General features: G+C 59.1%; 17 protein-coding genes. 11 read left to right on the top strand and 6 right to left on the bottom strand.

What is annotated here, in order from left to right:
- Positions 1-5: 5 nt before the first annotated feature.
- Both ACR0JA_RS13525 and ffh read right to left on the bottom strand, forming a co-directional pair.
- Entirely contained in the window at positions 6-518 is a 513-nt protein-coding gene (locus ACR0JA_RS13525) for a GNAT family N-acetyltransferase (protein WP_480575527.1), read from the bottom strand.
- A 41-nt stretch (positions 519-559) separates the two neighbouring features.
- Positions 560-2,065, bottom strand: coding sequence for a signal recognition particle protein (gene ffh, locus ACR0JA_RS13520; RefSeq protein ID WP_480575524.1), 1,506 nt, complete (start codon positions 2,063-2,065; stop codon positions 560-562).
- A gap of 303 nt (positions 2,066-2,368) precedes the next feature.
- Between ffh and ACR0JA_RS13515 the strand changes: the two genes are divergently transcribed.
- Positions 2,369-3,256 carry a sulfotransferase domain-containing protein gene (locus tag ACR0JA_RS13515; protein ID WP_480575521.1) on the top strand — a complete coding sequence of 296 codons (888 nt, stop codon included), beginning with the start codon at positions 2,369-2,371 and terminating at the stop codon, positions 3,254-3,256.
- 3 nt (positions 3,257-3,259) lie between these two features.
- On the opposite strand, the gene ACR0JA_RS13510 is transcribed toward ACR0JA_RS13515, so the two are convergent.
- Complete coding sequence (locus tag ACR0JA_RS13510) at positions 3,260-3,775, bottom strand: hypothetical protein (RefSeq protein ID WP_480575519.1); 516 nt, start codon at positions 3,773-3,775, stop codon at positions 3,260-3,262.
- Positions 3,776-3,863: 88 nt separating this feature from the next.
- Here ACR0JA_RS13510 and ACR0JA_RS13505 point away from each other — a divergent pair, with 88 nt between their 5' ends.
- The gene (locus ACR0JA_RS13505; RefSeq protein ID WP_480575516.1) at positions 3,864-4,394 is read left to right on the top strand and encodes a prolyl-tRNA synthetase associated domain-containing protein; all 531 of its coding nucleotides are present in this window, start codon (positions 3,864-3,866) and stop codon (positions 4,392-4,394) included.
- A 66-nt stretch (positions 4,395-4,460) separates the two neighbouring features.
- Here the strand turns inward: ACR0JA_RS13505 and ACR0JA_RS13500 are convergent, their stop codons facing one another.
- Positions 4,461-5,204 carry an aspartate/glutamate racemase family protein gene (locus ACR0JA_RS13500; RefSeq protein WP_480575513.1) on the bottom strand — a complete coding sequence of 248 codons (744 nt, stop codon included), beginning with the start codon at positions 5,202-5,204 and terminating at the stop codon, positions 4,461-4,463.
- Positions 5,205-5,270: 66 nt separating this feature from the next.
- Entirely contained in the window at positions 5,271-5,852 is a 582-nt protein-coding gene (locus ACR0JA_RS13495) for an FMN-dependent NADH-azoreductase (protein ID WP_480575510.1), read from the bottom strand.
- A gap of 121 nt (positions 5,853-5,973) precedes the next feature.
- Here ACR0JA_RS13495 and ACR0JA_RS13490 point away from each other — a divergent pair, with 121 nt between their 5' ends.
- From ACR0JA_RS13490 to ACR0JA_RS13480, 3 genes are all read left to right on the top strand, one after another.
- The gene (locus ACR0JA_RS13490; RefSeq protein WP_480575507.1) at positions 5,974-6,852 is read left to right on the top strand and encodes a LysR family transcriptional regulator; all 879 of its coding nucleotides are present in this window, start codon (positions 5,974-5,976) and stop codon (positions 6,850-6,852) included.
- Complete coding sequence (locus ACR0JA_RS13485) at positions 6,849-7,763, top strand: DMT family transporter (protein WP_480575504.1); 915 nt, start codon at positions 6,849-6,851, stop codon at positions 7,761-7,763. Before ACR0JA_RS13490 ends, ACR0JA_RS13485 begins: the two co-directional genes overlap by 4 nt.
- Before the next feature lie 121 nt (positions 7,764-7,884).
- Complete coding sequence (locus ACR0JA_RS13480) at positions 7,885-8,298, top strand: universal stress protein (RefSeq protein WP_480575501.1); 414 nt, start codon at positions 7,885-7,887, stop codon at positions 8,296-8,298.
- A 2-nt stretch (positions 8,299-8,300) separates the two neighbouring features.
- On the opposite strand, the gene ACR0JA_RS13475 is transcribed toward ACR0JA_RS13480, so the two are convergent.
- Entirely contained in the window at positions 8,301-8,636 is a 336-nt protein-coding gene (locus ACR0JA_RS13475; RefSeq protein ID WP_480575498.1) for an ArsR/SmtB family transcription factor, read from the bottom strand.
- Positions 8,637-8,719: 83 nt separating this feature from the next.
- Between ACR0JA_RS13475 and ACR0JA_RS13470 the strand changes: the two genes are divergently transcribed.
- The 6 genes from ACR0JA_RS13470 (at position 8,720) to ACR0JA_RS13445 (ending at position 12,386) form a co-directional block, all read left to right on the top strand.
- Positions 8,720-9,631: a DMT family transporter gene (locus ACR0JA_RS13470; protein WP_480575495.1), complete on the top strand. Its 912-nt coding sequence runs from the start codon at positions 8,720-8,722 to the stop codon at positions 9,629-9,631.
- A gap of 184 nt (positions 9,632-9,815) precedes the next feature.
- Positions 9,816-10,148 (top strand): AtpZ/AtpI family protein, encoded by a 333-nt coding sequence (locus ACR0JA_RS13465; protein WP_170673619.1) that lies wholly within the window; start codon positions 9,816-9,818, stop codon positions 10,146-10,148.
- Positions 10,149-10,150: 2 nt separating this feature from the next.
- A complete protein-coding gene (locus ACR0JA_RS13460) occupies positions 10,151-10,909 on the top strand; it encodes a F0F1 ATP synthase subunit A (RefSeq protein ID WP_170673622.1) in 759 nt (252 codons plus the stop codon).
- Positions 10,910-10,957: 48 nt separating this feature from the next.
- A complete protein-coding gene (locus ACR0JA_RS13455) occupies positions 10,958-11,182 on the top strand; it encodes a F0F1 ATP synthase subunit C (RefSeq protein WP_005981269.1) in 225 nt (74 codons plus the stop codon).
- 86 nt (positions 11,183-11,268) lie between these two features.
- Positions 11,269-11,820: a F0F1 ATP synthase subunit B' gene (locus ACR0JA_RS13450; protein ID WP_480575491.1), complete on the top strand. Its 552-nt coding sequence runs from the start codon at positions 11,269-11,271 to the stop codon at positions 11,818-11,820.
- A 5-nt stretch (positions 11,821-11,825) separates the two neighbouring features.
- Positions 11,826-12,386, top strand: coding sequence for a F0F1 ATP synthase subunit B (locus ACR0JA_RS13445; protein ID WP_480575488.1), 561 nt, complete (start codon positions 11,826-11,828; stop codon positions 12,384-12,386).
- Positions 12,387-12,396 lie beyond the last annotated feature (10 nt).

Genomic DNA, 12,396 nt, shown 5'->3' with positions numbered 1-12,396 from the left:
GAGATTCATGACGGCGCCTCGTTGTAGCGCCAGACATGCTGGTCCGGACCAAACGCGGATTCGGCGACAGTATCGCGCGACGCACCCAGGCGTTGAGCCAGAGCGTTTGAGCGCGTGTTGGATTTCGACACATAGCTTACGAACTGGCCAGACCCAAGCAATTCGAAGCCAAAGTCACGCACGGCGGCGCAGGCTTCGGTGGCGTAACCCTTCAAGCGATGCTGGGCGCTGAACAAATATCCCAGCTCGGGCTCGTGATCGTCCCATTCCAGCCCCAGAATGACGAACCCAACGGTTTCGCCACCCTCAGCCAGAGTGACCGCAAACAGACCGTGACCGTGCAAAAGCCAGCCGGATGTATAATAGGAAAACTCGGTCCAGGCGTCCTGTTCGGTATCGCCAAAGCTGTCCTTGCAGATCGACGTCCATACCGGCAGGTCGTCCAGAGTGGGCGCACGCAAGACCAGCCGCCGGGTCTCAATGACCGGCAGGGCCGCGCGATACTGCGCTGCTGCCATCGCCGCCTTTCCGGACGGGGGCTGGGTGCAGCGTGCTGGCGTCACTTTTTCTTCCCGAATCCGCTCAGACCCGGAGGCAGCGCCATGCCGCCGCCCATTCCGGGCATGCCGGGCATCTTGCCGCCCATCGCCTTTGCGGCTTGTTCCAGCGCCTTGGGGTCCATGCCTGCGGCCATTTCCTCGGGCGAGGGGCCGCCTTTGCCGAACATGCCCTTCATCGCCTGTTTCAGCATCTTGCCTTTGCCCATCTTGCCCATCTTTTTCATCATGTCCGACATCTGCCGGTGCATCTTGAGCAGCTTGTTGAGGTCGCTGACTTCCATGCCCGAACCTGCCGCGATGCGTTTCTTGCGGCTGGCCTGCAGCAACTGCGGGTTGGCGCGTTCGCGTTTGGTCATCGACTGAATCATGGCGATCTGCTGACGCAGGATCTTGTCGTCCAGCCCGGCCTGATCCATCTGCTTGGCCATCTTGCCCATGCCCGGCATCATGCCCATCATGCCCTGCATGCCACCCATCTGGATCATCTGCTCCAGCTGCATTTTCAGGTCGTTCATATTGAACTGACCTTTGACCATGCGCTTCATCATGCGCTCGGTCTGTTCCATCTCCATCGTTTCCTGGGCCTTTTCGACCAGAGCAACGATGTCGCCCATGCCCAGAATACGACCGGCGATCCGGTCCGGCTCGAAGGTCTCAAGCGCGTCCATCTTCTCGCCCAGACCGACAAAGCGGATGGGCTTGCCAGTGACGGCACGCATCGATAGCGCCGCACCGCCGCGCCCGTCACCGTCCATCCGGGTCAGGACCACGCCGGAAATGCCGACCTTGGCGTCGAACTCCTCGGCCACTTCAACGGCGACCTGACCGGTCAGGCCGTCGACGACCAGCAGGGTTTCGCGCGGGTCAACGACATTGCGGACCTGCTCGACCTCGTCCATCAGGACTTCGTCAATGTGCAGACGGCCCGCGGTGTCGAGCATATAGACGTCATAGCCGCCCAGCGTTGCCTGCTGCTTGGCACGCTTGGCGATATCGACAGGTTTCTGGCCGGGAACGATCGGCAGCGTATCGACGCCGACCTGCGTGCCCAGAACCGCCAGCTGGTCCATCGCCGCCGGGCGATAGACGTCCAGCGAGGCCATCAGGACCTTCTTGCCCTCTTTCTCTTTCAAGCGCTTGGCCAGTTTACCGGTGGTGGTCGTCTTCCCCGAGCCCTGCAAACCGACCATCAGGATCGGGGCAGGCGGGTTGTCGATCTTCAGCGCGCCGGGGTCATCCTCGCCACGCAGGGTATCAACCAGCGCGTCATGCACGATTTTGACAACCTGCTGACCGGGGGTGATCGATTTGGTGACAGCTTGGCCGGTCGCCTGTTCCTGCACCTTCTTGACGAACTCGCGGGCAACCGGCAGCGAGACGTCGGCCTCAAGCAGAGCAACCCGGACTTCGCGCAGGGCGGTCTTGACGTCCTCTTCGGACAGCGCGCCTTGTTTGGTCAGCCGGTCAAAGACGCCAGAGAGGCGTTCGGATAGATTTTCAAACATGCCTTCGGCCTCCTTAGCCGGTTATCTGGTGGCACTTCTCAGATAAGAAACACCGGTTAAATTCACAATTGCCCCCTCCCACTGAATTAGACGTGGGGGTAATGCCAAATGGCATTGCCCCCACGGGCGAAACTCGCTGGTGGGGGGCGATCCCTGAATGACTCAAGGGACCGGAAGGATGGTCTCTTCCGGATGTTTGGGCGTCATCTACGCTGACGGGTCCCATGAGTCAAGGCAGGCGCTTTGAGCAAAAGGCCGGGTGGTGTAGCGTCCTGAGATCGGGGTCAGGTTTGGAGATTGGTCATGAGTCAGCCATTGCCGCAGCGCAACGACGACTATGTTGGTGAAGTCACGAACACCGACATCTGGTCCTGTTTTGATGTTCGCCCGGAAGACATCTTTGTCTGTACGCCGCCCAAATGCGGAACCACATGGACGCAGACCCTGGTGCGTATGTTGATCACCAAAACTGCCGATCCTGGGGTGTACGACAATCAGGTCTCGCCCTGGTTGGATTGTGGATTCCGAGACCGGGAAAAGCAGTACAAGTTGCTGGTCGCACAGACGCACAGGCGGTGCATCAAAACCCACACACCTCTCGACGGGATCACGTATTCGCCAGACGCAACCTATCTTGTGGTCCATAGGCATCCGATTGACGTGCATTTCTCGATGCGCAGCCACGTAGCGAACATGAAGGATGACTGGCTGGATTACCTGTTCCCCGAGGACATGTCAGAAGCCTTCGCGATGTTCCTTGACCGACCATCATCATCCAAAGGCACCGACGATCTGACGCTGGCCTCATTTGTCCATCACTACCGATCGTTCTGGGAGTATCGGCACCTTCCTAATATCCATTTCCTGCATTACGCCGAACTTAGCCGCGATCTGCCGGGGCAGGTGGCGCGGCTCGCCGGGATTATGGAGACCGAGATCGAGCCAGCATTGATTGAAGATATCGCAGAGGCCGGAAGCTTTAGCTCGATGAAGGAAAACGCGCGGCGCGCGTCACGGGCCCCCGGGTTCAAAAGTGCGTTTCAGGATTATGCGAATTTCTTCGCGTCGGGTACCAGCAACAAGTGGGAGGGCAAGCTGACCACCGAAGACATGGCTCGATATGACGCTTGCTTTTCGGCGATGGTGACACCGACCGAAAGGGGCTGGCTGGAACATGGTCGGATATTGTGATCGTCAGGCTTGTATCTGGGCTTTGTCCTGTCGGGCAGGAAGCCAGCCATTGACCGCATCGACCAATTCATGTGCCCCGCGTCCGTTCGAAAATGCCTCGACGATCGGATGCCGCCCGGCGCTCATACCTTCATCCAGTATCAGGACAGGGCGATAGAGGGTCGATGAGCCTTTGTCGCTGCGCGATACTGTGCTTTCGATCTCGGCATGGGACAGATTCGACAGATCATGTTCGACCACGTCATAGCCAAAGACCGATTGCCTGCGGATTACGATGCTGCCTTTGCTGCGGTCCAGTATGACCTGTACGCGCCGGACAAATGCGCAGAACGCTCCGACCCCGATCCCGCCACCAAAGAGAGCGAAGAAGATACCAAACCAAATACCCTCGCCACCCTCGCTGGCCAGAAACAGCCCCGCTCCGACGAAGGCCAGAATGAAGAAAACCAGCATGATGCCGATGAACCACGGCGTGTCGGACAGGATCAGTTGGTTCGGGGTATTGCGCGTGACTTTCATGACGGCACGCTAGCACCGAATACCGCGCCTGTCGTGGCTTGAATTTGCGCGCCCGTTGCGCGATGAGCGCGACACACAGGAGGTTCTCATGGACGCATCATCCGCCTTTCAGGATACGTTACCGCTCAGCTCGGATGCGCTGTTGGCGCAACTGGACGAATGGGGGTTGGCTTATCGCCTGCACACCCATGTGCCATTGCGCACCGTCGAGGAGTCCAAGGCGGTGGAGGATCAGTTCATGGTCCCAGGCGAAAACGCGCTGCGGCTCAAGAACCTGTATCTGCGGGACAAGAAAAAGCGGAATTATCTGGTGACGCTGGAACAAAGCCGCGAGATCGACCTCAAGGCGCTGGGCACAGAGCTGGGGATCGGGAACCTTTCCTTCGGCTCGGCAGACCGGCTGATGCAGAACCTCGGCATTCGCCCAGGCGCGGTCAGCCCGTTGGCAATGATCAACGGGGTGCAGAACGATGTGCGGTTCTTCATGGACACTGCGGCCCAGCAGGCGGATGTGATCTACATGCACCCGCTGGTCAATGATCGGACCGTGGCCTTGGCGCGTTCTGATTTGATCGCGTTTTTAGACCGGATCGGGTGCGAGGTCAGCTGGTTGGCATAAATGAACGCGCCTTGCGGCGCGTGTCTCCGACGGAGGTATTTTTGAACAGAAGAAGGGGCGGGCGCTTTATGGCTCTGCGAGTGCCTGTTTCAGCGCGGCAGCCACATGAGCGGCGGAAGGGTTGATGAACAGATGACCTTGGGACTCGAACACCGGGTCGTCCAGATGGTCAGGGAAAGCCAGCGGAAGTTCGGTACACGCCAAGAGGATCGCGGTGCCGGGCGCGGCGTGTTTGTTGCAGAAAGACAAAAGCCGGTCGCGCGCTTTCTCGGACGCGCCGCCATAGAAATCGCTGTCGATCATCGCCTGCATCTCGGCGATCTCGCTTTCGGGAAGGCGTTCATTTGCGCGGATACCCTCGTCCGCAAGCCGGTCGGCATAATTGGTGGCTTGCATCGTTACGCTTGTGCCAAGGACCAGAGCCGTTGAGGCATGGGTGCTGGCCGTTGCCTCTGCGGTTGCGTCAAAGATGCTGAGGATCGGCAAGGAAACGCCCTGGCGGATCGCATGTAGGCGCGCGTGTGGCGTATTGGACGCGATGATACCGAAATCGCATCCTGCGTTTTCTAAGTTTAATAGCGCGTCGCGGAACACAGCGTCGAAATCGGCCCAGCTGGCCTCGTCACCAGCCACGCCGCGCAGGGCGCGGGTTCTGGCCTGGGTGACGGATTCGATTGTCATCGGGGGAATGGGCAGCGGCGAGCCGTGACCGCGTTCGGCGAAATAGTGCCCCGCACTTTCGGCGATTGCCCGATAATAGTCGACGGTCGAGGCCCAACCCACACCGCCCAGAATTCCAATTTTCTTCATCGAAAACGTCCAGCCTGTCCAAACCAGTTTCAGTACAGACTGAACGTTTCAGCGGGTGCAGGTCAATCAGGCGGCCAGCTGGGACACCGCTTTTTGTGCTTTGCTCAGCGCGCCTTCGGCGTCCAGAGCCATCTGGTCGGCGGCGACAACATCAACATCGGTAATGCCGATGAATCCCAGAACATGTTTGGCGTAGTTGGTTGCAAAGTCGATTTCCGATCCAACGGCGGTACCGCCCGAGGCGATGGCAAGAACGGCGCGTTTGCCCTCCAGCAAGCCTTTGGGGCCAGCTTCTGAGTAAGCAAATGTCATTCCGACACGGGCGACAAGGTCGATCCATGCCTTGAACGCGGCAGGGACCGAGAAGTTGTAGATTGGTAGGCCAATGACAATCGTATCGGCATGCTGCAGTTCCTGAACCAGCTCGTCCGACAAGGACAGCCGATCGCGTTGAACTTCGTCCCGCTGGTCTGCAGGGGTGAAATTGGCGTTGATCCAGTCTTCGGTCAGCAGCGGCAGGGGCGATGCCAGATCGCGACGGATGATGCGTGATGCGCCAAGGTGTTTGACGATACGATCCGACAACTCGCGTGTGGCAGAGCCGGCTCGACGGGCCGAGGCGTCGATATGCAGGATGGTTTTGGTCATGAGAAGGTTTCCTTTGTTCCGTGTGAGTCTGTTCCTGCTTCCAATATGAATATTGCGAATGTGAACAAAACTCGGATATACCAACAGGCATTGTTAGAATTTGCACAGTGAAAGAGATGCAATGGACAATTGGGATGAAGTGCGCACCGCCTATCAGGTGGCCCGAATGGGAACTGTCAGTGGCGCGGCAGAGGTTCTGGGCGTGCACCACGCAACGGTTATTCGCCACATCGACGCGATCGAGGCAAGGTTGGGCGTGAAGCTGTTTCAACGCCACGCCCGTGGCTATACCGCTACCGATGCGGGTGAGGATCTTTTGCGGGTGGCGCAGGCGACCGAGGATCAGTTCAATCAGCTCGTGGGCCGCATGAAAGGGCGCGGCGACGATGTCGCGGGCGAGTTGGTCGTGACATCACTGGCTTCTCTGGCGCCGTTGGTTGTGCCCGTCTTGTCGGAATTCCAAAGCATGCATCCCGGTTTGATCGTGCGATACCTGACCGGGGATCGTCTTTTCAGGCTCGAATATGGTGAGGCGCATGTGGCCCTTCGGGCAGGTGCAGCACCGGATCAACCTGACAATGTTGTTCAGCCCTTCATACAGCAAGAGATCGGGCTCTATGCCAGCACCTCGTACATCAAGCGGCGCGGCAAGCCCAAAAGCATCGACGAGTTTGCCGATCATCTGTTCGTCGGCACCGATGACGAAAACAGCCGGGCCCCGTTTTCCCGCTGGTTGCGAGCGAATGTGCCTGACACGGCCATCGCATTCCGCTGCACCAACAACTTCTGCATGCGCGAGGCAGTTCTGGCCGGGGCCGGGATCGGCTTTCTGACGCGGCAGGAGGCCACACGCGATCCTGATCTGGTCGAGATCATCGATCCCTTGCCCGAGTGGTTCGGCAAGCTTTGGCTTGTGACGCATGTGGACCTGCATCGCACGACCAAGGTTCAGGCTTTCCTGTCATTTCTCAAGGAACAATCCAAAGGCTGGAACCCGTGACGCCGCACGCCCGTGGCCATCTGGCCATGATAATTTTTTCGGTGTTGGTGGCCGGCAGTTTCTCGTTGGGGTCCATCGTGGCCAATCAGATCGCGCCTATGGCCATCACCGCAGGGCGGTTCTTTATCGCCGCTGTAATCATCGGTGTTGCGGCGGTGGTCACCACCGGCTTGCCGCGCAGCGCGGCGCAGGCCCCCTGGCGTTATTTGGTGCTGGGCGCGCTGTTCTCGGCGTATTTCGTGCTGATGTTTTATGGTCTGAAGACTGCCGACCCGGTCAGCACGTCTGCCGTGTTCACGTTGACCCCGGTCATGTCTGCGATTGCCGGCTGGCTGTTGCTGCGCCAGGTCACGACGCCGCGCATGGCTTTGGCGCTGACAGTCGGCGCTGCCGGAGCTTTGTGGGTGATCTTTCGCGCGGATTGGCTTGCCTTTCGTGCCTTTGAGGTCGGACAGGGCGAGATCGTATACTTCTGGGGCTGCCTTATGCATGCGATTTATACGCCAATGGTCCGCAAGCTGAATCGTGGTGAGTCGGCTGTCGTGTTTGCGTTTGGAACGCTTGTGGCCGGGTGCGTGATCGTCACGATCGTTGGCTGGTCCGACATTCGCAATACCGATTGGGCAAACCTGGCCCCAATCGTCTGGATCAGTCTGCTGTATCTGGCGGTTTTCGCCACGGCAGCCAGCTTTGTGCTGGTGCAGTTCGCGGCCTTGCGTCTGCCCTCGGCAAAGGTGATGGCGTATACCTACCTGATCCCCAGCTGGGTTATCCTGTGGGAAATAGCGCTGGGGCGTCCGGCCCCGCCTGCGATGGTGCTAGTCGGCGTCGTTTTGACGGCGGTTGCGTTGATACTGCTGTTGAAATCTGAAGAGCCAGTGCCGACCGAGCCCGCTTCACTGACCGAATGACTTTCGAATTCGGCGGAGCAGAATCGCTGTCGACACCCTCTTGGTGGGTGCCTGGATCATGAGGCAGATCAAAGTTTCCAATTCCTGAATGTATTAGCCTTGCAGTCAGGAGGAGAGAGCCATGTTCAATCACATAATGATCCCGGTCGATATCCATCTGCCGCCAGAAATTCGGAAAGCGATGGATGTCGCGGCAAAGATGGCCGCGTGGCAAAAGGCGAAAATCACAATTGTCAGCGTCACCGGAACGCAAGGCGGTGACATCACATATTCAGATTCTGCCGTCGCGGCGAAATTGCACGAGGTTGGCGATGAAATTGCTGCAAGCAGCGGCGCAGAGGTTGCCGTCCGAAACATCCATTCGGTCGATGTAGCCGCAGAGGTGGATGGCGATCTGACACGCGCCGCCGAGGAGATCGGTGCGGATCTGATCGTGGTCGGAACACATGCGCCGCGCATAACGGACCACATTTTCTCGAGCCATGCGGGCTATCTGGCCAAACACGCCAAAGTCTCGGTCTTTGTTGTCAGATAGGCTCAGGCTTCGTCCGGGGATGGCAACTCGGTTTCCAGGAACCGCTCGAACGCGTCCAGATTGACCGGCTCGAACTGTCCAAACCCCTGCATCCACACCGATGCCGCCCGCAGGGCGTCGGGTTCCAGCTTGCACCACTTTACCCGCCCACGCTTTTCCTGAGAGATCAGCCCGGCCCTTGTCAGTATAACCAGATGTTTCGAGATCGCTGCCAGAGACATCTCGAACGGTTCGGCCACATCTGTGACGGCCATGTCATCCTCAAGCAGCATCGCAAGGATGGCGCGGCGGGTGGGGTCGGCGAGGGCCGCGAACACGGTGTCGAGGTCGTTGGACATGGCTCTTTCCTAATACGCAGGAACCGGTTTGACAATTTCCGTACCCACGCCATGCTGCGCCGAAACTGGCAAGGGGCGTGACGATGCCGCTGAAATACTGGATGGTGATCTGCATCCTCGGCATCGGTTGGGGCATGTCTTTCATGTTCAACGCAATTTTGCTGCGGGAGCTTGGGCCGCTGTCTGTTTCGATGGGCCGCGTTGGCTTCGGGGCGCTCGGGTGCTGGATCTACGTGCTGGGTCGACGTCTGCCTGTCCATCTGACCCTGGGCCGGGCCGCGGGGCTGTTGGGCTTTGGCGCGCTCAGCTACGCGGGGCCATTTGCGTTTTACGCGCTGGGCCAGCAGCATATCGGAGCGGGTGTCGCCGGGATCGTGAACGCCACAACACCGGCCTTTGCCGTCATCGTCGCGCATTTCTGGCCCGGGGGCGAGCGGGCCACGCTGCTCAAATCACTCGGCGTGATCTGCGGATTTGCGGGTATCGTCGTGTTATCCTTGCCGCTTTTGCAATCGGGGGCGACGTCCGAGTTCTGGGCTGTTCTGCTCATCCTGCTCGCACCGGTCTGCTATGCCTTCTCTCTCAACTTCGCCCGTGCATTCCGGGATATGCAGCCGGTGGTTCTGGTGGCGCTGGCCATGACAGGCGCAACGCTGGCGATTGCGCCGCTGGCGTTGTGGCAGGACGGGCTGCCGCATATCACCCGGGCCGAGACCTGGGCCTCACTTCTTATGATTGGATTTGTCCTGACTTCGGCGGCGTTCATCGTCTTTTACTGGCTGCTGCCCAAGGCAGGGCCGACCAATATGTCGACCCCGACCCTGATCGCCCCGGTGTCGGCGTTGGTACTGGGTGCTTGGGTTCTGGACGAGGTTCTGCTGCCCGAGCATCTGCTGGGCATGGCGGCTATTTTCGTGGGCCTGCTGTTGATCGATGGGCGCATCGTCAGACGCTGGCAAGAGGACAGGGGGAACAAAGATCAACCAAAAGGTTGAATATACGGATTCAACCCAATTCGCTTGATCTGCCATCCCCGCACATCGCCGCAACTCCGACCGTCTGAAATTTTTATCATAAAAATCATAGTCCTAACCGCACCATAAGTGCGACCTCAACCCCGTTGACTCTGCGCCCCTTGCCCCTTAGCACCCTACCCAAGACTGTGCGAGGGAAGCGCCCGTGACCGATGACGACCAAAAGCAGCGTATGGCGCAGCTTGAGGCCAAGATCGAAGCGGCGAAAAAGGCCAAAGCGCCCAAGCCCCGCGCAGATGCTGACGTGTCCGGGGGCGAGCTTGCCTGGAGGATGGTCATCGAAATGGTATCCGGTCTGGGGATCGGATTTGGCATCGGATACGGGCTGGACAGCCTGCTCGGGACGATCCCGATCTTTCTGGTGCTGTTCACATTGCTGGGCCTTGTCGCGGGCGTGAAGGTTATGCTCCGCAGCGCGAAAGAGGTTCAAGAGAAACAAGCGGCTGCAAGCGCGGCCGAGAAGGACGAGAGGGACTGAACGTGGCGACCGAGACCACCGCAGCAGAAGGCAGCAGCCTGGTATTCCACCCGATGGACCAGTTCATCGTCAAGCCGTTGTTCGGCGACGGTGCGATTGCATGGTACACGCCCACCAACGTGACCCTGTGGCTGTTTCTGGCGATTGCGGCGATCTTTGCTCTGCTGGTTCTCAGCACCTCAAAGCGCGCGATTGTTCCGACCCGGATGCAGTCGGTGGCCGAGCTGGCCTATGGCTTCATCTACAAGATGTTGGAAGACATCTGCGGCAAGGAAGGCGTCAAATACTTCCCCTATGTCATGACCCTGTTCATGTTCATCGTCTGTGCGAACTTCCTGGGCATGCTGCCCATGTCCTTTACCACCACATCGCATTTCGCCGTGACCATCCCGCTGGCATTGGCCGTGTTCCTGACCGTGACCGTTCTGGGTTTCGTCAAGAACGGCGCTGGCTTCCTGGGCCTGTTCTGGGTCTCCAGCGCACCGATGGCGCTGCGCCCGGTTCTGGCGATTATCGAGCTGATCTCGTACTTTGTGCGCCCCGTCAGCCACTCCATTCGTCTTGCCGGTAACGTCATGGCTGGCCACGCCGTGATCAAGGTGTTCGCGGGCTTTGCCGCGATTGCCGCGATCTCGCCCGTGTCCGTTCTGGCGATTACCGCAATGTATGGCCTTGAGGTCCTCGTGTCTTTTATCCAGGCCTACGTATTCACCATTCTGACCTGTGTTTATCTGAAAGATGCGCTGCATCCGTCGCACTAAGGTCCGAACACCCAACATCGAAACTTCCAATTCGTAAGGAGAAACATCATGGAAGGCGATCTCGCACACATCGGCGCAGGCCTGGCAGCAATCGGTTCCGGCGCAGCCGCAATCGGGGTGGGCAACGTTGCAGGCAACTTCCTGGCCGGCGCCCTGCGCAACCCTTCGGCGGCTGCTTCGCAGACCGCAACCCTCTTCATCGGTATCGCATTCGCAGAAGCGCTGGGCATCTTTGCATTCCTGGTCTCGCTGCTGCTGATGTTCGCCGTATAATCTGCGGAACCTGATCCTTACGCGCAGGTGGGTCCAAGCCATAGTGGCCCACCTGTTGTAAAGACAAGTTTCCGACGGAGGATATCATGGCGACTGAACCCCTTACAGAAGAGGTAGCTGGCACCTGCGTTGACTCTTATGGGTCGGCGATCGGGATGCCGCAGCTCTGCTTCGATTGGTTCCCCAACCAGATTTTCTGGCTGGTCATCACGCTGGTCGTCATCTTTCTGGTCCTGTCCCGCGTGGCCTTGCCGCGCATCGCGGCAATCCTGGCTGAACGTCAAGGGACCATTACAAATGACCTGGCTGCGGCCGAAGATCTGAAGGCCAAGGCGGTCGAGGCCGAAGAGGCCTATAACAAGGCGCTGGCCGATGCCCGGTCTGAGGCACAGCGTATCGCAGCGGAAGCCCGCGCGGAAATCCAGTCCGGTCTGGATGACGCAATTGCCAAGGCGGACGCGGAAATCGCTGCAAAAGCGGCTGAATCGGAAAAGGCAATTGCCGAAATTCGTGCCGGTGCGCTGGAAAGCATTCAAGTGGTTGCCAAGGATACGGCGGCTGAACTGGTCACCGCACTCGGCGGCGAGGCGGATGCCAAAGCCATCGACAGTGCCGTCGACGCGCAGATGAAAGGATAAGTGACATGCGGAACACTCTTGCTCTTATCCTGACCGTCGGCGCAGCCAGCCCCGCGCTGGCCGCAAGCGGGCCGTTCTTCTCGCTTGGAAATACCGACTTTGTTGTCACGCTAGGCTTCATCGTATTCATCGCGGTCCTATTCTACTTCAAGGTCCCCGGCATGATCGGTGGCGCTTTGGACAACCGCGCCGAAGGCATCAAGTCGGAACTCGACGAAGCCCGCGCGTTGCACGAAGAAGCGCGCAGCCTGCTGGCATCGTACGAGCGCAAGCAGCGCGAAGTGCAGACACAGGCTGATGCCATCGTCGCTGCAGCCAAAGACGATGCCGCGCTTGCGGCTGAGCAGGCCAAAGTTGATCTGGAAAAGTCCATCGCACGCCGTCTGGCGGCTGCACAGGATCAGATCGCGTCGGCTGAAGCTTCGGCGGTGAAAGAAGTGCGCGATCAGGCTGTGACCGTTGCGGTTTCAGCAGCAAACGCTGTGCTGGCCAAACAGATGACGGCGGCCCACGCCAACAAGCTGATTGACGCGGCAATTTCCGATGTGGGCGAAAAGCTGCACTGATTGCCGGATC

Source organism: Ruegeria sp. AM4 (genome assembly GCF_056540665.1).
The sequence above is the reverse complement of the archived record's forward strand: the minus strand, read 5'-3'. Positions and strand labels throughout refer to the sequence as shown.

Bases quoted from the DNA above. Each gene is read 5' to 3' on its own strand.
- ACR0JA_RS13525 (WP_480575527.1), bottom strand. From the start codon at position 518: ATGGCAGCAGCGCAGTATCGCGCGGCCCTGCCGGTCATTGAGACCCGG.
- ffh (WP_480575524.1), bottom strand. From the start codon at position 2,065: ATGTTTGAAAATCTATCCGAACGCCTCTCTGGCGTCTTTGACCGGCTG.
- ACR0JA_RS13515 (WP_480575521.1), top strand. From the start codon at position 2,369: ATGAGTCAGCCATTGCCGCAGCGCAACGACGACTATGTTGGTGAAGTC.
- ACR0JA_RS13510 (WP_480575519.1), bottom strand. From the start codon at position 3,775: ATGAAAGTCACGCGCAATACCCCGAACCAACTGATCCTGTCCGACACG.
- ACR0JA_RS13505 (WP_480575516.1), top strand. From the start codon at position 3,864: ATGGACGCATCATCCGCCTTTCAGGATACGTTACCGCTCAGCTCGGAT.
- ACR0JA_RS13500 (WP_480575513.1), bottom strand. From the start codon at position 5,204: ATGAAGAAAATTGGAATTCTGGGCGGTGTGGGTTGGGCCTCGACCGTC.
- ACR0JA_RS13495 (WP_480575510.1), bottom strand. From the start codon at position 5,852: ATGACCAAAACCATCCTGCATATCGACGCCTCGGCCCGTCGAGCCGGC.
- ACR0JA_RS13490 (WP_480575507.1), top strand. From the start codon at position 5,974: ATGGACAATTGGGATGAAGTGCGCACCGCCTATCAGGTGGCCCGAATG.
- ACR0JA_RS13480 (WP_480575501.1), top strand. From the start codon at position 7,885: ATGTTCAATCACATAATGATCCCGGTCGATATCCATCTGCCGCCAGAA.
- ACR0JA_RS13475 (WP_480575498.1), bottom strand. From the start codon at position 8,636: ATGTCCAACGACCTCGACACCGTGTTCGCGGCCCTCGCCGACCCCACC.
- ACR0JA_RS13470 (WP_480575495.1), top strand. From the start codon at position 8,720: ATGCCGCTGAAATACTGGATGGTGATCTGCATCCTCGGCATCGGTTGG.
- ACR0JA_RS13455 (WP_005981269.1), top strand. From the start codon at position 10,958: ATGGAAGGCGATCTCGCACACATCGGCGCAGGCCTGGCAGCAATCGGT.
- ACR0JA_RS13450 (WP_480575491.1), top strand. From the start codon at position 11,269: ATGGCGACTGAACCCCTTACAGAAGAGGTAGCTGGCACCTGCGTTGAC.
- ACR0JA_RS13445 (WP_480575488.1), top strand. From the start codon at position 11,826: ATGCGGAACACTCTTGCTCTTATCCTGACCGTCGGCGCAGCCAGCCCC.